Source organism: Serinicoccus hydrothermalis, assembly GCF_001685415.1.
In the GTDB taxonomy this organism is placed as follows: domain Bacteria; phylum Actinomycetota; class Actinomycetes; order Actinomycetales; family Dermatophilaceae; genus Ornithinicoccus; species Ornithinicoccus hydrothermalis.
Genome location: NZ_CP014989.1, coordinates 3,357,270 through 3,375,227 on the forward strand (window position 1 = coordinate 3,357,270; position 17,958 = coordinate 3,375,227).

The following is a 17,958-nucleotide window of genomic DNA, read 5'->3' on the forward strand; positions in this document are numbered from 1 at the left end:
GGTTGGCCGCATGGCGACTCTCGTGATCACCGTCGTCGGCGACGACCGCCCGGGCCTGGTCAGCGCGCTGGCCGACGTCATCGCCCAGCACTCCGGGAGCTGGGAGCGCAGCCAGCTGGCCGAGCTGGCCGGCAAGTTCGCCGGCATCGTGACGGTCGACGTGCCCGAGGACCGCGCTTCGGGCCTCGCCGAGGCGCTCGGCGGGCTCACCGGCGTGCTGGACACGACGGTGCACACCGCGCGACCGCAGCCGGAGCGCAGCGGCGAGGGCGAGGTGCTGCACCTCGACCTCATCGGCAACGACCGGCCGGGGATCATCCAGGAGATCACCGCCGCCCTGACCGAGCAGCAGGTGTCGGTGGAGGACCTGCAGACCAAGGTGGTGCCGACGCCGCAGGCCGGGGGAGACCTCTTCGCCGCCCGCGCCCGGCTCCGGGTGCCCGACGACGCGGACCTGCCGGCCCTGCGCGGGGCGCTGGAGCGGATCGCCCAGGAGCTGATGGTCGACCTCAGCTTCGAGCCGGAGGACGACGCCGGCTGGGAGTGACCGACCCGGGTCAGCCGTTCTCGACGTCGCAGACGTAGCGGTCGCCGCTCCAGCCGTCGGGCTCGGCCACGATTCCGACATGACGGAAGCCCAGGCGGCGCGCGACGGCGGCCGAGGCGTGGTTGGCCGGGGCGCACCGGATGAGGAACCGCGTGACCGGTGCCTGGGCCGCCGCCAGCCGCATCGCCGCACGCGTGGCCGCGGTGGCGTGGCCGCACCCTCGGCGCCCGGCATACAACGTGTAGGTCAGATTGACCTCGCCGGGCCGGAGGTAGGACAGGCCTCGCTGGATGCCCACGACGCCGACGTGCTCTCCCGTCGCGGCGTCCTCGACGGCCAGGTCGACCACGTCCGCCCGCGCGCGCCACGCGTCTGCCATCCGCTCGAGCCAGGCCAGGTGCTCCTCCGTCGTGCTGGTGCGACCACCGTTGACCCAGCGGTCGACCAGATCGTCGCACCCGGAGGCATGGACGGCGAGGTCGTCCGGCCGCAGCGGACGCAGCAGCACGGCCGGCACAGGCCGTTCGTCGGAGAGAGGCACGGGTGGACGCTAGCAACCGGCGAGGGGGCGTGTCCGTCGGCCGGACCGCCCCGGCCGCCGCCCTAGACTGCCTGCATGACCGCCACGATCCTCGACGGCAAGGCCGTGCACGCGACGATCCAGGACGAGCTGCGGACCCGGGTGGAGGCGCTGGCCTCCCAGGGGGTGGTGCCGGGGCTGGCGACCGTGCTCGTGGGGGACGACCCGGCCAGCCGGTGGTACGTCGGCGCCAAGCACAAGGACTGCGCCCAGATCGGCGTCACCTCGGTGCGCCGCGAGCTCCCTGCGGGATCGAGCCTGGAGGAGGTGCTGGCCGTCGTCGACGAGCTCAACGCCGACCCCGAGGTCACGGCCTTCCTGGTGCAGCAGCCCACCGGGCTGGACGAGTTCGCGATCCTCTCGCGCGTCGACCCCGCCAAGGACGTCGACGGGCTGCACCCCACCAACCTCGGTGCGCTCGTCATGAACGAGCCGGCACCGCTCCCGTGCACCCCGGTCGGGTGCGTGGAGCTGCTGCGGCGCTACGACGTCCCGATCGCGGGCGCGGAGGTCGTGGTCGTGGGGAGGGGCCTCACGGTCGGCCGGCCGCTCGGGCTGATCCTCACCCGGCGCAGCGAGAACGCCACCGTCACCCTCTGCCACACCGGCACCCGCGACCTGGCCGCGCACACCCGGCGCGCCGACATCGTCGTCTCCGCGGCCGGCGTGCCCGACATGATCACCCCGGACATGGTCAAGCCCGGGGCGGCGGTGCTCGACGTGGGGGTGGCGCGGCGCGACGGAAAGATCGCCGGCGACATCCACCCCGACGTCGCCGAGGTCGCGGGCTGGCTGACTCCCAACCCCGGCGGGGTGGGACCCATGACCCGCGCCATGCTGCTGCGCAACGTCGTCGAGGCGGCGGAACGGTCCGCGTCGGGCTCTTCCTCGGCCGGATGACCCCCGCCGCGCAGGATCCCGACGACCTGTCGGGCGGGGGCGTCGACCCCGCCGGGCCGGTGCTCGGGGTGTGGTGGCTGGCCGTGCTCGGCCTGCTGGTAGCCGCCCTGCTCCTGCTGTCCTCCAACCTGCGCGCCTACGGGTATGCCCTGGGCGCCACCCTGGGTGCGCTCGCGCTGCTCCGCGCGGTGCTCCCCACCGCCCGTGCCGGAGGGCTGGCGGTCCGGGGGCGGTGGGTCGACGTCGCGACCCTCCTGCTGCTGGGCGCCGCGGTCGCGGTGCTGGCCTCGACCCTGCGCATCGTCTGAACCACGGACGCGGACGGGCGGCCCCGGCATACCGCCGAGACCGCCCGCGCGTTCGCTCAGATGAGGCCGAGCTTGCTGACCGCCGCCTTCTCCTCCACGAGCTCGGCGACGGAGGCGTCGATCCGGCCGCGGGAGAAGTCGTCGATGTCGAGCCCCTGGACGATCTCGTAGGAGCCGTCGCGGGTGGTGACAGGGAAGGAGCTCATGATGCCCTCCTCGACGCCGTAGGAGCCGTCCGAGCGGACCGCCATCGACACCCAGTCGCCCTCGGGGGAGCCGCGCAGCCAGTCGCGGGCGTGGTCGATCGTCGCCGACGCGGCGGAGGCGGCCGAGGAGGAGCCGCGGGCCTCGATGATCGCCGCGCCGCGCTTGGCCACGGTGGGGATGAAGGTGTCCTCGATCCACTGCTGGTCGTCCACCGCCTCGGCGGCGTTGCGACCGCCGACCTGGGCGTGGAAGAGGTCGGGGTACTGCGTCGCGCTGTGGTTGCCCCAGATCGTCATGTGCGAGACGTCGGTGACCGGCGCGCCGACCTTGGCCGCGAGCTGGGCGATCGCCCGGTTGTGGTCCAGCCGGGTCAGCGCGGAGAAGCGCTCGGTCGGGATGTCGGGGGCGTTGCTCATCGCGATGAGGGCGTTGGTGTTGGCGGGGTTGCCGGTCACCGTGATGCGCACGTCGTCGGCGGCGTGGTCGTTGAGCGCCTTGCCCTGCGCGGTGAAGATGGCGCCGTTGGCCTCGAGCAGGTCACCCCGCTCCATCCCCTTGGTGCGCGGCCGCGCGCCCACGAGGAGGGCCACGTTGACGCCGTCGAAGACGACGTCGGCGTCGTCACCGGTCTCGACGCCGGCGAGCAGGGGGAAGGCGCAGTCGTCGAGCTCCATGACGACGCCCTCGAGCGCACCGAGCGCCGGCGTGATCTCCAGCAGCCGCAGCTCGACCGGGGTGTCCTTGCCGAGCAGCTCGCCGGAGGCGATGCGGAAGAGCAGGCTGTAGCCGATCTGGCCGGCCGCGCCGGTGACCGCGACCTTGACGGGGGTGTTCACGAGGAGGACCTTCTTTCGTGGCGGGGCTGGGGGGCTGATGCGCTCGACGCTAGCACCACCGGCGGTGGCCGCCACGGCCGAGTGGCCGCGGCCGTCGGCCCTGGGCTAGCGTCGCTCGCGAGCCGGTACGGTGCCCCTGGCCGGGCCAGTCGTCGACCGGCCCGGGCCGCCCGCACCAGGAGGAGCGAGACATGGGACTGTTCGACCGGATCAAGGACGCGATCAGCGGGATCCGTGGCTCACGGACGGACGCACGCCCGGGCACCGAGCCCGCGTCGTCCGCGCCGGCCGGCCAGGGGGCGGGTGCGCCGGTGGCGCCGGAGCGCGAGGAGTCGCAGAACCGGTATGCCACGGTCACCGTGCAGCCGGGCCAGACCCTGGCGGGGATCGCGCAGGAGCGCGGGGTCGACCTGGAGGAGATGGTGCGGCTCAACGGGATCGAGCGGCCGGACCTCGTCTTCGCCGGCCAGGTCTTCAAGCTCCCGCGCGGCTGAGGCTCACCCGGCGAGCGGGTAGTCCGCGCGGGTGCGCCACTCGCCGTCCCCGTCGTGGACATAGAGTCGGAAGGCGTCGGCGGGGTAGGAGCAGCTGAACGCACCGAGGTCGCGGAAGGCCCGGTCCAGCGCGGCCAACGGCAGGTCGTGGGCGATCGTGACGTGCGGGTGGTAGGGGAAGTCGAGCGGACGCCGGACCGGCCCGGTGCGCACCGCCCGCTCCAGCCGTTCGCAGTCGGCGACCCCCTTGGCCACCTGGACGAAGACCACCTCGGAGACGGGCCGGAAGGTGCCGGTCCCGCGCAGCATGACCTCGAAGGCCTCCTGCTCGCGCGCCACGCACTCGAGGTGCTCCTCCAGCGAGCACAGGTCGTCCTCGGTGATCGGCGTGGGGGGCAGCAGGGTGATGTGCGTGGGGATCGCGGCGGCCCGCTCCTCGCCGTAGCCGATGCGCAGCCGCTGCAGGTGGCTGCCCCACGGCTCGGGGACCGGCAGCGCCACCCCGACGACGAGGGATGCCTGACCGCGCTCGTCGGCGTGCTCGGAAGGGCTCATCACCCTCCACCATAATGCGCGGGCCCCAGCCGGGCGGCGGCACGCCGTGACGGGAGTGACGCGTGGAACCCGGAGCCGTCGGGACAGGTCTCAGGTGTATGAGCGGGTGGGTTCGCGGTGGTGTCCGGTGACCGGGCGCGAGGGTCGGCGCCCCTGGTGGCTCCTTGCCGCCGCTCTCGGCGTGGGGTGCTCACTGCTCGTCGGCTGCGGCACCGTCGCCGACCAGAGCTCGTGGAGCCAGGAGGTGTCCCCTGCGGAGACGACCACCAGCGCCGCGCCGCCGGTCGTCGTCGGGGCAGGCACGACGATCGCGGAGATGGACGGTCCGGACGAGATCGCGCGATGGGCCTCCCAGGTGCTCGTCGTCACGCCGAGGTCCGAGGAACCGAGGGACGACGGTGGGGCGACCGAGGTCGGCCGTGACGTGACGGTGGAGGTCGACGAGGTGATCTGGACGGCCTCGGACGCGATCACCGGGCTGACCGAGGGGCGGCAGTGGACGTTCTACGAGTACCCGGCCTACGCCCGGAGTGGGGGCCGGCTGGTGCCTGCGGTCGAGGAGGGCCAGGGCAGGTTGGAGCTCGGGGAGCAGAGGGTCGTGGTCGTCGCCGATGACGTGGTCGACGGGCGGCAGGGCCTCACCCTGCTGCACGTGTCGACCCTCGAGGGCGGGGCCGCGGCCCTGGCCGGCTCGAGCACGTCGGTCGACGCGGGCGACCTGGCGAGGGAGGTCGACGCTGCCGCGGAGCACGTCGACCGGCTCGCCCCACGCACCGGTGAGTCCCTCGTCCAACGCTTGGAGCGCCAGGTCGAGGAGTAGTGCCCGGCACGCCGGGAATCCCGGTATGCCGGTCAGGCGACGGAGCGCGAACCGGCGTGGACCACGGCCGAGTAGTGGTCCACGAGCTGGTCGACGAGCGCGGGCCAGGACCGCTCCTGGACCCGCTGCCGACCGGCGGCACCCATCCGCTCCCGCACCTCGGCGGCGCCGGGTCCGACGAGCGGGGTCACGGCGGCGCGCAGCGCCCCGCGCACGTCAGGGTCGAAGAGCTCGCCGGTGCGACCGGGCTCGATGAGGTCGAGCGGGCCGCCCCGGGCGGGTGCGACGACCGGCAGCCCGGCGGCCGAGGCCTCCTGCAGGGTCTGGCCGAAGGTCTCCCGGGTGCCGGTGTGCACGAAGACGTCGAAGGCGGCATACGCCTGCGCCAGGTCGGCACCCTCGCGCCGGCCGAGGAAGACCGCCTCGGGCAGCTGGGCCTGCAGGACCTCCCGGCTCGGGCCCTCGCCGACGAGGACCAGCCGGGTGCCGGGCAGGGAGGAGAGCTCGGTGAGCCGGTGCAGCTCCTTCTCCGGGGCGAGCCGCCCGACGTAGCCCAGGATCGTCTCGCCGCGGGGCGCGAGGCGGTCGCGCAGCGCGAGGGCGCCGGGGTCGGCGCGGCGGTCGGGGTGGAACAGGTCGGCGTCGACGCCGCGGCCCCACTGGGCGATCCGGGGCACCTGGTGCGCCGCGAGGTCCGCGAGCGCCGCCGTCGACGGGGCGAGGGTGAGGTCGGCCTGCTCGTGGATGCGCCGGATCCAGCGCCAGGCGGCACGCGCCGTGAGGTCGCCGGCCGGGCCCGCGTGCTGCCGGATGTAGGAGGGCATGTCGGTCTGGTAGATCGCGACCGAGGGGATGCCGAGGGCGCGGGCCGCGACGAGGCCGCGCACCCCGAGCACGAAGGGGGAGGCGACGTGCATGACGTCGGGCCGGAAGCGGTGGAGCACCGTCTCGATCTCGTAGGACGGCAGCCCCACGCGGAACTTGCGGACCGGGACGCTGGTCACCGTGTGGACGGGGAAACCGGCGTAGTGCTCGGGGGTCATGACCGGGCTCCACGGGCTGGTGCCGGGGGCGATGACGAGGGCCTCGTGACCCTGGTCGCGCAGGCACTCCAGCACCTTGCACACGCTGGTGGTGACGCCGTTGAGGGCGGGGAGGAAGGACTCGGTGACGATGGCGACGCGCACGTGCTCCAGCCTGGGCGCCTCGGGTATGCCGTCGGCGGACGGGGAGGGTGTGTCCGGTGGCCGTCGGGTGACCAGCGGATGTCCGACGCCGTCGCGCAGGGTGCGGCGGGGGGTGCCCGGGTCGGGTCGTCCGGTCATGTGAGGTCCTCCCGCCCCAGCTGCTGCAGCGTGGCGACCATGCCGCGGACGTCCTGGCAGCGCTCGCGGGTCGTCACCAGCAGTGCGTCGGGGGTGTCCACGACGACCACCTCGTCCAGGCCGAGCACGACGACCGCCCGGTCGCCGTGCGCCGCGACGACGCCGGTGGAGTCCTGGGCGACCACGTCGGACGACCGGCCCAGCACCCGGACGCCGCCGTGCTCGGGACGCTCCTCGAGCAGGGTCGCGAGCGAGGCGAAGTCGCCGACGTCGTCCCAGCCGAGGTCGGCGGGCACGACGGTGACGTGCCCGGACCGGGCCGCGGGCTCGGCGACCGCATGGTCGATGGCGACCGCCTCCAGCGAGCCCCAGACCTGCTCCAGCTGGCCGGGGTCGGCGGCGAGCAGCCGCAGCAGGCGCACCATCTCGGGGTGCTCCTCGGAGAGCAGGTCGAGCAGGGTGGCAGCGCGCACGACGAAGATCCCGGCGTTCCACCGGTGCCGACCACCCTCGAGGTAGCCCTGGGCGACCTCGCGCTCCGGCTTCTCCACGAACGACCGAACCTGGTGCGCGTCCGGCGCGCCGGGCAGGGGCCGTGCCTCACCGAGCTCGATGTAGCCGAAGGCGGTCGAGGCGTAGCGGGGCCGGATCCCCAGGGTGACCAGGGCCCCGGCCCGGGCGGCGACGACCGCCTGTCGCAGGCTGGCGGCGAAGGCCGCCTCGTCGTCGATGACGTGGTCGGCGGCGAAGGAGCCGAGCACCGCCTCGGGGTCACGACGCTCGAGGACGGCGGCGGCCCACCCGACCGCCGGCATCGAGCTGCGCGGGGAAGGCTCCAGCAGGAGATCCTCGGCGCCCAGGTCTGGCAGCTGCGCGCGCACCGCGTCGGCGTGCCGTCGTCCCGTCACCACCATGACCCGGTCACCGGCCAGCGGGCGCACCCGGTCGACGGTGGCCTGCAGCAGGGAACGTCCGGTGCCGAGGAAGTCGTGCAGGAACTTCGGCGAGTTCTGGCGCGACAGCGGCCAGAGCCGGGTGCCGGAGCCCCCGGCCGGGATCACCGCGGTGAGCCCGGCGACCTCGCCGCCCCCGTCCCCGCCGGCCGCCCCGTCGAACCCGTCCTCGTGGGGGTGCGCGTCGGGGGAGGGGGTGCTCATCCTGGTCAGTCTAGGGTTGCCGACATGTCCGCGTCTCCGGTCCCTCCCGCGCTCCCCCGGCGACTGCTCGGTGAGGCCGGACGGGCGGCATACCGGCACCTGGCGCGCCCCGCCCTGTGGCGGCTGGACGCCGAGCGTGCCCACCACGCGACCCTTGTCGCGGCGGACCTGCTCGGGCGGGTCGCGCCGACGCGCGGCATCGTCGCGGCCGCCGGGTATGCCGTGCCTCTCGGCGAACCGGTCGAGCTGCTCGGGCTGCGTTTCCCGCACCGCATCGGGCTGGCGGCCGGGATGGACAAGGACGGCCGCGCCGTGCCGACGTGGGGGGCGCTGGGCCTCGGCCACGTCGAGCTGGGCACGGTCACCGCGCACGCCCAGCCCGGCAACCCCCGGCCGCGGATGGTCCGGCTCCCGCAGAGCCGGGCGGTCATCAACCGGATGGGCTTCAACAACCAGGGGGTGCACGCGCTGGCGGGGCGGCTGCGCGCGGCGCGCACGGCCGGCCTCGTGCGGATCCCCGTCGGGGTGAGCATCGGCAAGTCCAAGGTGACCCCGGTGGAGGAGGCGGTGCCGGACTACCTCGCGTCGGTGGCGGCCCTGGACGGTCTCGCCGACTACCTCGCGGTCAACGTGTCCAGCCCGAACACCCCCGGGCTGCGCTCGCTGCAGGACGCCGAGCCGCTGCGCCGGCTGCTCACGGCGGTCGTGCAGGCCGCGGGAGAGGTGCCAGTGCTCGTCAAGCTCGCGCCGGACCTCACCGACCCCGCGCTGGAGGAGGCGGTCGGGGTCGGGCTGGACGCCGGGGTGGCCGGTTTCGTCGCGACCAACACGACCCTGTCGCGCGAGGGGGTGGCGCCCGAGGAGGTCGCGCTGGCGGACGGGCAGGCCGGGGGCCTGTCCGGTGCCCCGCTCACGGTGCGCGCCCGGGAGGTCGTGCGCCGGGTCCGCTCGCTCACCGACCGGCCGGTCGTCGGCGTCGGCGGGGTCATGACCGGCACGGACGCCGCCGCGCTCGTGGACGCCGGCGCCGACCTGGTCCAGCTCTACACCGGGCTCGTGTATGCCGGTCCCTCGCTCGTGGCGGACGCCGTCGGGGCGACCAGGGTTGCCGCTCCCCGGGGGTGAGGGGAGCGGGGGAGCGGGGGAGCGGGGCTGCGTATCCTGGCGGGTGGACCCGACACCGACCGGAGAGAGCCGTTGACCACCGACGTGACCCGCCCGTTGCAGCAGAGCGCCACCGCCTCCGAGCCCAGCTCGCTGGCCCAGGTGCTGCGACGGGTCGAGGCCGAGGTCGACGCCCGCGCCGAGGACCTGCTGGCCTGGCGGCGCGACATCCACCAGCAGCCCGAGATCTGCTGGACCGAGCACCGCACGACCGAGCTCGTGGCCGGCGTGCTCTCCCAGGCGGGGGCGAGCGTCCGGACGCTGCCCGGCACCGGTGCCGTCGTCGACCTCGGCCACCCCGAGCCCAAAGTCCGCATCGCGCTGCGTGCCGACCTCGACGCGCTGCCCATCGAGGAGGTCACCGACCTCCCCTTCGCCTCCCGGACGCCCGGCGCCTGCCACGCCTGCGGGCACGACGTGCACACGGTCGGGCTCCTCGGTGCCGGGCTGGCGCTGCGCGCCCTGGAGGAGGACCTGCAGGCCCGCGGCCTCGGGGTGCGCCTCGTCTTCCAGCCCGCCGAGGAGACCCACCCGGGGGGCGCGCTCAAGGTCATGGACGACGGCGTCCTCGAGGGTGTCGACCGCATGCTCGCCGTCCACTGCGACCCCTCGGTCGACGTCGGCAGCATCGGCCTGCGCGTCGGCCCCATCACCGCGGCCTCGGACCAGGTGCACGTCGTCATCACCGGGCGCGGGGGGCATACCTCCCGCCCGCACCTCACCCAGGACATCACGTATGCCCTCGCGAAGGTCGTCACCGATGTCCCCGCGGCGCTGACCCGCCGGCTCGACCCACGCGCCGCCGCCGTCCTCGTCTGGGGCGTCGTCCGCGCCGGGGCGGCCGCCAACGTCATCCCGGCCCAGGGGGAGGCGCTGGGCACCCTGCGGATGCTCGACGCCGAGCTGTGGGAGGTCGTGGAGCCGATCTTCACCGAGACGGTCGAGGCGGTCGTCGCGCCCTACGGCGTCACGGCCACGGTGCACTACACCAAGGGTGTGCCGCCGGTCGACAACGAGAACAGCTCGGTGGTGGCGATGTCCAAGGCGGCGATGATGCTCCTGGGCGCCGGCGCCGTGCAGCCGACCAAGCAGTCGATGGGCGGGGAGGACCTGGGGTGGTACCTCCAGCACGTGCCCGGCGCGATGGCGCGGCTCGGCACCCGGACCCCGGGCGGCCCGACCTACGAGCTGCACCAGGGGGACCTCGTGGTCGACGAGCGCTCTGTCCTCATCGCGGCGAAGCTGCTCGCCGGGTCGGTCTTCACCGCCCTGAGCGAGTCACGGGCGTGACGTGCCAGCACTCCTGTGACTGATGTGACCGCCCAGGTCACGCTTGCATCACGTTGTGGGTGACGTGCGCGTCACCTGCGTCCTACTCGTGGGTCACCAGGGTTACCATCTTCGCGTCATACCCACAGGACAAAGGAGTTTCCCGTGCGTCGGGTCCTGAAGCTTGCCACCGCCGGTGCGGCGGCCACCCTCGTCCTTGCCGCCTGCGGCGAGGCCCCCACCGAAGACGAGTCGAACGCCGGCGGCGACAGCGCCGACAGCAGCGAAGGAGGGGACAGCGCCGCGGCCAGCGACTTCAAGGCCTGCATGGTCTCCGACGCCGGCGGCTTCGACGACCAGTCCTTCAACCAGTCCGGCAAGGAGGGCCTGGACGCCGCGGCGGAGGCCCTCGACGTCGAGGCCGTCGAGGTCGAGTCGCAGGCCGACACCGACTACGCCACCAACGTCGCCGGCCTGGTCGACCAGGGCTGCTCGATCACCATTGGCGTCGGCTTCCTCCTCGAGGACGCCATCCAGACCGCTGCCGAGGACAACCCCGACACCAACTTCGCCCTCATCGACTCCGCCTTCACCGACGCCGCCAACGACAACGCGCCGATTGAACTGGACAACGCAAAGCCGATCCTCTTCAACACCGCCGAGGCCAGCTTCCTCGCCGGCTACCTCTCGGCCGGCATGACCGAGACCGGCACCGTGGCCACCTTCGGCGGCCTGCAGATCCCGTCGGTGTCGGTCTTCATGGACGGCTTCGCGGACGGTGTCGCCAAGTTCAACGAGGACAACGGCGCCGACGTCGAGCTGCTCGGGTGGGACAAGGAGGCTCAGCAGGGCTCGTTCTCCGGCGACTTCGACAACCAGAGCCAGGGCCAGACGCTCACCGAGCAGTTCATCTCCCAGGGCGCCGACATCGTCATGCCGGTCGCTGGCCCGGTCGGCCTCGGTGCCGCGGCGGCCGCGGAGGGAGCTGACGGGGTCAAGATCGTCTGGGTCGACTCCGACGGCTACCTCACCGCCTCGGAGTACTCCGACCTCATGCTCACCTCGGTCCTCAAGCAGATCGGCCCTGCGGTCGAGCAGACCGTCACCGACACGGTCAACGGCGGCTTCTCCAACGAGCCCTACGTCGGCACGCTGGAGAACGACGGCGTCGGCCTGGCCCCCTACCACGACATGGAGGGCGACGTGACCTCCACGGAGGTCACCGGCCCCGACGGCGAGACGATGACGCTCGACGCGGCCGTCGAGATGCTCCGCGAGCAGATCATCTCCGGCGACCTGGTCGTCGAGTCCACCAACAGCCCGCAGCAGTGACCGCTCGCCGCGTCGGCGGTATGCCGACCGGCTGACACACCGGGTAGCGGCCCGACCCCACCGGGTCGGGCCGCTACGCTGTCCTCCGCATCACCCGAGGTGCAGGCATAACCCGTGCCTCCCTCAGCCCGTCCCCGTGAGGTGCCATGAAGCAGGAACCGCGATGAAGCTCGAGCTGCAGGGCATCACCAAGGTCTTCGGATCGTTGGTGGCCAACGACCACATCGACCTCGTCGTCGAACCCGGTGAGATCCACGCCCTGCTGGGCGAGAACGGCGCCGGCAAGAGCACGCTGATGAACGTCCTCTACGGTCTCTACGACCCGGACGACGGCCAGATCCTGCTCGACGGGGAGTCGGCGACCTTCAAGGGGCCGGGTGACGCGGTCGCCGCCGGGATCGGCATGGTGCACCAGCACTTCATGCTCATCCCGGTCTTCACCGTCGCCGAGTCGGTCGCGCTGGGCTACGAGCCGGCCGGTGCCCTCGGTGCGCTCAAGCTGGACGAGGCCCGGCAGCGGGTCACGGAAATCTCCGAGCGCTTCGGCTTCCACGTCGACCCCGACGCCAAGATCGAGGACCTGCCGGTCGGCGTGCAGCAGCGCGTCGAGATCATCAAGGCGCTCTCCCGTGAGGCCAAGGTGCTCATCCTCGACGAGCCGACCGCCGTGCTCACCCCGCAGGAGACCGACGAGCTCATCGGCATCATGCGCGAGCTCAAGGAGTCCGGGACCTCCATCGTCTTCATCACCCACAAGCTGCGCGAGGTCCGTGCGATCGCCGACCGCATCACGGTCATCCGTCGTGGCGCCGTCGTCGGCGAGGCCAGCCCCAGCTCGACCGAGACCGAGCTGGCCTCGCTCATGGTCGGCCGCTCGGTCAGCCTCCGCGTCGACAAGGAGCCGGCCGACCCCGGCGCCGCCGCCTTCGAGGTCGAGGGGCTCTCCGTGGTCAACGCGGCCGGCACGGTCCTCGTCGACGACGTCTCCTTCGACGTGCGCGCCGGGGAGATCCTCTGCGTGGCCGGGGTCCAGGGCAACGGCCAGACCGAGCTCGCCGAGGTCATCCTCGGGCTCGAGGAGGCCGACGCCGGCACGCTGCGGCTCGACGGCGAGGACCTCAAGGGCATGGGCGTCAAGCAGCGGCTGCGCGCTGGCATCGGCTTCGTGCCCGAGGACCGCTCCACCGACGGGGTGGTGCCGAGCTTCTCCATCGCCGAGAACCTCGTGCTCGACCTCTACGACACCGAGCCCTTCGCCAAGGGCATCTCCATGAGCCCGTCCACCGTGACGAGCAACGCCGAGCAGCGCACCGAGGAGTTCGACGTCCGCTACACCTCGGTGCACGACCCCATCTCCACGCTCTCCGGCGGCAACGCCCAGAAGGTCGTCCTGGCCCGGGAGATGTCGCGCCCGCTGCGGCTGCTCGTCGCCTCCCAGCCGACCCGCGGCCTGGACGTCGGCTCCATCGAGTTCGTGCACAAGCGCGTCGTCGCCGAGCGCGACCGGGGGACCCCGGTGATCATCGTCTCCACCGAGCTGGACGAGGTGCTCGGCCTCGCCGACCGGATCGCGGTGATGTACCGCGGCCGGATCATCGGTGTCGTCGACGCCACCGGCGAGGACGGCGCCCCCGTGAGCCGCGACGTCCTCGGCCTCATGATGGCCGGGGTGCCGCTCGAGGACGCCCAGGAGCAGGCCGCGCAGCACCAGTCGGTGCTGGGCGCCGCCGACCTGGACGGCGACGGCATACCCGATGCGCAGCAGCGAGAGGAGCAGCCGTGAGCGACCAGCCCCACGCCAGCAAGTCCGAGCGGCCCGACGCGGGGGAGGAGCAGTCGGTGGCCGCCTCGCCCCCCGGCGAGACCGGCGACACCGGGAGCAGAGCCACCCTGCGCGAGCAGGAGCGCCCCTCGGTCCTCTTCCAGATCCTCTCCGGCAGCGCGCTCATGTCCGTGCTCGCCGTCGTGCTCGCGCTCTTCATCGGCGGCCTGCTCATCGCCTTCGCCGACGAGGACACCCGCGAGGCCGCGACCTACTTCTTCGCCCGTCCGCTGGACACGCTCTCGGCCGGGTGGAGCGCGATGTGGGAGGCCTACGTCGCGATGTTCCGCGGCTCGGTCTTCGACTGGCAGGCCGACAGCCTCGCCGGGATGGTCGACCCGCTCACCGAGTCGATGGTCTTCTCCGTGCCGCTCATCCTGGCCGGTCTCGGCATCGCCATCGGCTTCCGCGCCGGTCTGTTCAACATCGGCGCCCAGGGCCAGATCATCGTCGGCGCCATCGTCTGCGCCTGGCTCGGCTTCGCCTTCGACCTGCCGCCGGTCATCCACCTGCTGGTGGCGATCATGGGTGGCCTCATCGGCGGCGCCGTGTGGGGCGGGATCCCCGGCGTGCTCAAGGCCCGCTTCGGCGCCAACGAGGTGATCGTCACGATCATGCTCAACTACGTCGCGGTCTACCTCATCAGCTTCATGCTCAAGCAGCCGAGCTTCAACCCCGGGCGGACCGGTCAGCGGAGCCCGGCGGTGAGCCCGGACGCGACCTACCCGCTCCTCGTGCCGCAGTGGCTGTGGCCGGACAACGGCTTCCGGCTGCACTGGGGCTTCGTCGTGGCCATCCTCGCCACGATCGCGGTGTGGTGGCTCATGGAGCGCTCCACCGTCGGCTTCCAGATCCGCGCGGTCGGTGCCAACCCCGCGGCCGCGCGCACCGCGGGCATGTCGGTCGGGCGGATCACCGTCATCACCATGGTGCTGGCCGGCGCGCTCGCCGGTCTCGCCGCCACCGGTCAGGTGCTGGGCACCGAGCGCTCGCTCACGGCGGGGGTGGCGGCCTCCTTCGGCTTCGACGCCATCACCGTGGCGCTGCTCGGGCGGTCCCGCCCCTGGGGCACCTTCTTCGCCGGGATCCTCTTCGGCGCGCTCAAGGCCGGCGGCTTCCTCATGCAGTCGCTCACGTCGACCCCGATCGACATCGTTCTCGTCGTGCAGTCGCTCATCGTGCTGCTCATCGCGGCACCGCCGCTGGTGCGCAACGTCTTCCGGCTGCCCGATCCCGACAAACCGCGGCGCCGACGCGCCTCCCGCCCCGGCTCGACGACCCAGGAGGCCACGGCATGAGCACCCCCACCCAGGCCCCGGCCCCGGCGACCCCCTCCGACGGGGAGGAGCCGACCCGCGGCCGCCCCAAGGTCGGCCTCAAGACGACGGTCGTGTATGCCCTCGCCGCCCTGGTCACGCTCTTCGCCTGGGTGCTCGACACCCCGGCGGACGCCAGGACGACCTTCCAGTTCGGCACCGGCGGCGACCTGTTCCGCATACCCAACATCCCGCTGCCGGCGCTGGCCACCCTCGTGGTGCTCCTCGTCGTCATGCTCGGGGCCACGGTCTTCTCGTGGGTGCGGTGGCGCGCCCGCCGGCCGGTGCCGGTGTGGCTGCACGTCGTCGTGGGTGCGGCCTTCGTCTTCTCCTTCCTCACCTTCGTCGGTGCGGGTCGGAGCACGGTCATCCCCATGGTCTCGCTGCTCGCGGGCGCGCTCGCGCTGTCGGTGCCGCTCGTCTTCGGCGCGATGTCCGGCGTCATCTGCGAGCGGTCCGGCATCATCAACATCGCCATCGAGGGGCAGCTGCTCTTCGGTGCCTTCGCGGGTGCCGTCGTCGCCTCGGCGGCCGGCTCGCCCTATCTCGGCCTGGTGGCTGCGCCGGTCGGCGGCGCGATGGTCGGTGCGGCGCTGGCGTGGTTCTCGGTGTCCTTCCGGGTCAACCAGATCATCGTCGGCGTCGTGCTCAACACGCTCATCATCGGTCTCACCGGCTTCCTCTTCTCCACCGTGCTCTCGGACAACAAGGCGCTGTGGAACTCGCGGATGCCGCTGCCCGAGATCCGCATCCCGCTGCTCGCGGACATCCCGGTCATCGGGCCGGTGCTCTTCAACCAGACGATCCTGGTCTACCTCATGTACGTCCTGGTCGTCGGCCTGCAGTTCATGCTCTTCCGCAGCCGCTGGGGCCTGCGCACCCGAGCCGTCGGTGAGCACCCGAAGGCCGCGGACACCGTCGGCATCAAGGTCAACGTGCGGCGGGTGTGGAACACCATCCTCGGCGGCGCGATCGCCGGCCTCGGCGGCGCCTTCTTCACCGTCGGCTCCGGGCTGGCCTTCGGCCGCGAGATGTCGGCGGGGCAGGGCTACATCGCGCTCGCCGCGATGATCCTGGGCAAGTGGAACCCGTGGGGTGCCGTCATGGCGGCGCTGCTCTTCGGGTTCTCCAAGAACCTCGGCAACGTGCTGTCCACCATCGGCAGCGGCGTGCCCTCGGAGCTGCTGCTCATGCTGCCCTACGTCATCACCATCCTGGCCGTCGCCGGATTCGTCGGGCGGGTCCGCCCGCCGGCCGCCGAGGGCGTGCCCTACACCAAGAGCTGAGGGAGGCATACCGTGCCCGAGCAGATCGACTGGCAGCCGCTGCACGACCGGGCGGTGGAGATGACCGCCCGGGCGTATGCGCCGTACTCCGGCTACCCCGTCGGCGTCGCCGGTCTGGTGGACGACGGCCGGGTCGTGGCCGGGTGCAACGTCGAGAACGCCGGCTACGGCGTGACCCTGTGCGCCGAGTGCGGCATGGTCTCCGACCTCGTGGCCGGCGGCGGTGGCCGCCTCGTGGCGGTGTGGTGCGTCGACGGTCGCGGCGAGACGCTCATGCCCTGCGGCCGGTGCCGCCAGCTCGTCTGGGAGCACGGCGGGGCCGACTGCCTGCTGCAGACCCCCGAAGGCGTGCTGCGGATGGACGAGGTGCTGCCCCAGGCCTTCGGCGCCGAGAACCTCGACCGCCGCTGACCGCCCGGCTCTCGGGGTATCGGCGCTCATCCCGCGCCCGGCGCGCCTGAGCTTGGTGCTGCTACTGAGATTGCAGCATGCCTTCACGGCGGACCTTTGTTCGCTATTCGGGGCAGCGAAGAAAGACTTGCAGCTTTTCAGGGCATCCTTTCGGTATCAGCATGTGTAGGGTGGGCGATGACAATCCCGATAGGCAATGACGCGACCGAGAGAGAGTTGCCTCGATGAGCAACAGCACACCACCACCAGCACCCAGTACCTCTGCTTCGTATGGGGATAACACAGAGGCGCCGTCGAAGAAGCGTGGGGGTTGCTTCAAGATCCTGCTCATTGGGTTCGTCGGCTTCGTTCTCCTTTTGGTCATCGGAGCGGTGGCTCTGTCCATGGGTGAAGGTGAGGATGCCGCAAGCCCGACATCGCCCGCCACATCGGAGTCTTCAGAAGAGGAAGAGTCTTCGTCTCCTGATGAGAGCGAGGCGGCTCAGGACGAGGACACAGATGGCTCCGAGGCTGATGAGCAGGAGCCGTCTGAAGAAGCCTCAGATCCGGGGGAGGACAGTGGGCTGACATCGGCCCAGGACAACGCGCTCAGAGCGGCGCGCAATTACCTGGAGTTCTCCGGCTTCTCGCGGCAGGGACTGATCGACCAGCTGTCCTCGGAATATGGGGACCAGTATGCAGTGGAAGATGCCACCGCTGCAGTGGACTACCTGGAACAGGAGGTCAGCTGGGGTGAGCAGGCGGAACGCTCAGCCCGGCAATACCTCGATGTTGGCCCCTTCTCACGGCAGGGCTTGATCAACCAGTTGTCATCGGAGTACGGAGATCAGTACACGGTGGAGCAGGCGACCGCTGGAGTTGACGCGGTGGAGCCCGACGTGGATTGGAACGAGGAAGCGGCAGAAGCAGCACAGAACTATCTAGAGATCTCTCCCTTTTCTCGGGACCAACTGATTGAGCAACTCTCCTCTGAGTACGGCGACCAATTCACGGTCGAGCAGGCGACCTACGGAGTGGATCAGACAGACCTCTGACGAGGCTCTGTCGCTCATGGACACGGGAGCTGCCGCTTAGGAAGCCGCAGCCTCCGGACTGGGGACTCCAAGGTCTGCGGATCCCTACGGTCCATGTCTCGACTGCCCGACCGGGTCGGAAACTGCGACACGCATCGCACTAAAGCGTGGTGGAGGTTGCAGGAGGGCGACCTGACTCCCGGTATGCCGTGGGTTCACCGCCGAGTTCTTTGAGCGCCGATGAGCGCCCTAGCGCCCCACCCGCGTCCAGCCTCCGGTCCGCCCCCCACCGCGTCCGGCCCCATACCCGGAGTGAGGTCAACCTCCTGCAACCTCCATCACTCTCCAGGGCGATGGAGGTTGCAGGAAGGTGACCTCACTCGGGGTATGCCGTGGGCTCGCCGCTCCGGAGTCTCTTCAGTCACGTGCGACACGGTGGTCACGAGCTGCCGGGAAATCCCCGTATGCCGGGTCTATCACCCCGGCATACCGGGATTTCCTGGCACTGCGGTGCGGGTGGGGAGCGTGTGGCGGTTGGTATGCACGGTCGCCCTCGGGTCAAGGTGGCCCCTCACCCGGAGTGCGGTCACCTTCCTGCAACCTTCATCACTCTCTA

Annotated in this window: 18 protein-coding genes; 13 read left to right on the top strand and 5 right to left on the bottom strand. The window is 71.9% G+C overall.

Annotation, left to right across the window (positions count from 1 at the left end):
• The first annotated feature begins 10 nt into the window (after positions 1–10).
• A complete protein-coding gene (locus SGUI_RS15715; RefSeq protein ID WP_066641844.1) occupies positions 11–547 on the top strand; it encodes a glycine cleavage system transcriptional repressor in 537 nt (178 codons plus the stop codon).
• Positions 548–557: 10 nt separating this feature from the next.
• Here SGUI_RS15715 and SGUI_RS15720 read toward each other — a convergent pair whose 3' ends face one another.
• Positions 558–1,088 (bottom strand): GNAT family N-acetyltransferase, encoded by a 531-nt coding sequence (locus SGUI_RS15720; protein ID WP_083190742.1) that lies wholly within the window; start codon positions 1,086–1,088, stop codon positions 558–560.
• 75 nt (positions 1,089–1,163) lie between these two features.
• On the opposite strand from SGUI_RS15720, the gene SGUI_RS15725 reads away from it, so the two are divergent.
• Both SGUI_RS15725 and SGUI_RS15730 read left to right on the top strand, forming a co-directional pair.
• Entirely contained in the window at positions 1,164–2,027 is an 864-nt protein-coding gene (locus SGUI_RS15725; RefSeq protein ID WP_066641846.1) for a bifunctional methylenetetrahydrofolate dehydrogenase/methenyltetrahydrofolate cyclohydrolase, read from the top strand.
• Positions 2,024–2,335, top strand: coding sequence for a DUF3017 domain-containing protein (locus SGUI_RS15730; protein WP_066641847.1), 312 nt, complete (start codon positions 2,024–2,026; stop codon positions 2,333–2,335). Before SGUI_RS15725 ends, SGUI_RS15730 begins: the two co-directional genes overlap by 4 nt.
• Before the next feature lie 56 nt (positions 2,336–2,391).
• Here the strand turns inward: SGUI_RS15730 and SGUI_RS15735 are convergent, their stop codons facing one another.
• Entirely contained in the window at positions 2,392–3,378 is a 987-nt protein-coding gene (locus SGUI_RS15735) for a malate dehydrogenase (RefSeq protein ID WP_066641849.1), read from the bottom strand.
• Positions 3,379–3,569: 191 nt separating this feature from the next.
• On the opposite strand from SGUI_RS15735, the gene SGUI_RS15740 reads away from it, so the two are divergent.
• Positions 3,570–3,872, top strand: a complete 303-nt coding sequence (locus tag SGUI_RS15740) for a LysM peptidoglycan-binding domain-containing protein (RefSeq protein WP_066641850.1) — start codon at positions 3,570–3,572, stop codon at positions 3,870–3,872.
• Between the two features lie 3 nt (positions 3,873–3,875).
• On the opposite strand, the gene SGUI_RS15745 is transcribed toward SGUI_RS15740, so the two are convergent.
• The gene (locus SGUI_RS15745; protein ID WP_066641851.1) at positions 3,876–4,427 is read right to left on the bottom strand and encodes a 2'-5' RNA ligase family protein; all 552 of its coding nucleotides are present in this window, start codon (positions 4,425–4,427) and stop codon (positions 3,876–3,878) included.
• A 127-nt stretch (positions 4,428–4,554) separates the two neighbouring features.
• Here SGUI_RS15745 and SGUI_RS15750 point away from each other — a divergent pair, with 127 nt between their 5' ends.
• On the top strand, positions 4,555–5,247 hold the full coding sequence (locus SGUI_RS15750) for a hypothetical protein (RefSeq protein WP_066641852.1): 693 nt from the start codon (positions 4,555–4,557) through the stop codon (positions 5,245–5,247).
• A gap of 32 nt (positions 5,248–5,279) precedes the next feature.
• Here the strand turns inward: SGUI_RS15750 and SGUI_RS15755 are convergent, their stop codons facing one another.
• Together SGUI_RS15755 and SGUI_RS15760 are read right to left on the bottom strand one after the other, a co-directional pair.
• The gene (locus tag SGUI_RS15755; protein WP_083190743.1) at positions 5,280–6,572 is read right to left on the bottom strand and encodes a glycosyltransferase family 4 protein; all 1,293 of its coding nucleotides are present in this window, start codon (positions 6,570–6,572) and stop codon (positions 5,280–5,282) included.
• Positions 6,569–7,729 (bottom strand): mannose-1-phosphate guanylyltransferase, encoded by a 1,161-nt coding sequence (locus tag SGUI_RS15760; RefSeq protein ID WP_083190744.1) that lies wholly within the window; start codon positions 7,727–7,729, stop codon positions 6,569–6,571. The genes SGUI_RS15755 and SGUI_RS15760 overlap by 4 nt, the downstream gene beginning before the upstream one ends.
• Positions 7,730–7,753: 24 nt before the next feature.
• On the opposite strand from SGUI_RS15760, the gene SGUI_RS15765 reads away from it, so the two are divergent.
• From SGUI_RS15765 to SGUI_RS15800, 8 genes are all read left to right on the top strand, one after another.
• Positions 7,754–8,854, top strand: a complete 1,101-nt coding sequence (locus SGUI_RS15765) for a quinone-dependent dihydroorotate dehydrogenase (protein ID WP_083190745.1) — start codon at positions 7,754–7,756, stop codon at positions 8,852–8,854.
• Positions 8,855–8,926: 72 nt separating this feature from the next.
• The gene (locus SGUI_RS15770; RefSeq protein WP_237141387.1) at positions 8,927–10,183 is read left to right on the top strand and encodes an amidohydrolase; all 1,257 of its coding nucleotides are present in this window, start codon (positions 8,927–8,929) and stop codon (positions 10,181–10,183) included.
• A gap of 144 nt (positions 10,184–10,327) precedes the next feature.
• Positions 10,328–11,494 carry a BMP family lipoprotein gene (locus tag SGUI_RS15775; RefSeq protein WP_066641854.1) on the top strand — a complete coding sequence of 389 codons (1,167 nt, stop codon included), beginning with the start codon at positions 10,328–10,330 and terminating at the stop codon, positions 11,492–11,494.
• 163 nt (positions 11,495–11,657) lie between these two features.
• On the top strand, positions 11,658–13,277 hold the full coding sequence (locus SGUI_RS15780) for an ABC transporter ATP-binding protein (protein ID WP_066641856.1): 1,620 nt from the start codon (positions 11,658–11,660) through the stop codon (positions 13,275–13,277).
• Entirely contained in the window at positions 13,274–14,614 is a 1,341-nt protein-coding gene (locus SGUI_RS15785; RefSeq protein WP_083190747.1) for an ABC transporter permease, read from the top strand. Before SGUI_RS15780 ends, SGUI_RS15785 begins: the two co-directional genes overlap by 4 nt.
• Positions 14,611–15,918, top strand: a complete 1,308-nt coding sequence (locus tag SGUI_RS15790) for an ABC transporter permease (RefSeq protein ID WP_066641858.1) — start codon at positions 14,611–14,613, stop codon at positions 15,916–15,918. The genes SGUI_RS15785 and SGUI_RS15790 overlap by 4 nt, the downstream gene beginning before the upstream one ends.
• 60 nt (positions 15,919–15,978) lie before the next feature.
• Positions 15,979–16,329: a cytidine deaminase gene (locus SGUI_RS15795; protein WP_066643590.1), complete on the top strand. Its 351-nt coding sequence runs from the start codon at positions 15,979–15,981 to the stop codon at positions 16,327–16,329.
• Positions 16,330–16,553: 224 nt separating this feature from the next.
• Positions 16,554–17,363: an Ltp family lipoprotein gene (locus SGUI_RS15800; RefSeq protein WP_083190749.1), complete on the top strand. Its 810-nt coding sequence runs from the start codon at positions 16,554–16,556 to the stop codon at positions 17,361–17,363.
• Positions 17,364–17,958: the final 595 nt, after the last annotated feature.

Coding starts and splice junctions, on each gene's coding strand:
- SGUI_RS15715 (WP_066641844.1), top strand. CDS start 11: ATGGCGACTCTCGTGATCACCGTCGTCGGCGACGACCGCCCGGGCCTG.
- SGUI_RS15725 (WP_066641846.1), top strand. CDS start 1,164: ATGACCGCCACGATCCTCGACGGCAAGGCCGTGCACGCGACGATCCAG.
- SGUI_RS15730 (WP_066641847.1), top strand. CDS start 2,024: ATGACCCCCGCCGCGCAGGATCCCGACGACCTGTCGGGCGGGGGCGTC.
- SGUI_RS15740 (WP_066641850.1), top strand. CDS start 3,570: ATGGGACTGTTCGACCGGATCAAGGACGCGATCAGCGGGATCCGTGGC.
- SGUI_RS15745 (WP_066641851.1), bottom strand. CDS start 4,427: ATGAGCCCTTCCGAGCACGCCGACGAGCGCGGTCAGGCATCCCTCGTC.
- SGUI_RS15755 (WP_083190743.1), bottom strand. CDS start 6,572: ATGACCGGACGACCCGACCCGGGCACCCCCCGCCGCACCCTGCGCGAC.
- SGUI_RS15760 (WP_083190744.1), bottom strand. CDS start 7,729: ATGAGCACCCCCTCCCCCGACGCGCACCCCCACGAGGACGGGTTCGAC.
- SGUI_RS15765 (WP_083190745.1), top strand. CDS start 7,754: ATGTCCGCGTCTCCGGTCCCTCCCGCGCTCCCCCGGCGACTGCTCGGT.
- SGUI_RS15780 (WP_066641856.1), top strand. CDS start 11,658: ATGAAGCTCGAGCTGCAGGGCATCACCAAGGTCTTCGGATCGTTGGTG.
- SGUI_RS15790 (WP_066641858.1), top strand. CDS start 14,611: ATGAGCACCCCCACCCAGGCCCCGGCCCCGGCGACCCCCTCCGACGGG.
- SGUI_RS15795 (WP_066643590.1), top strand. CDS start 15,979: ATGACCGCCCGGGCGTATGCGCCGTACTCCGGCTACCCCGTCGGCGTC.
- SGUI_RS15800 (WP_083190749.1), top strand. CDS start 16,554: ATGAGCAACAGCACACCACCACCAGCACCCAGTACCTCTGCTTCGTAT.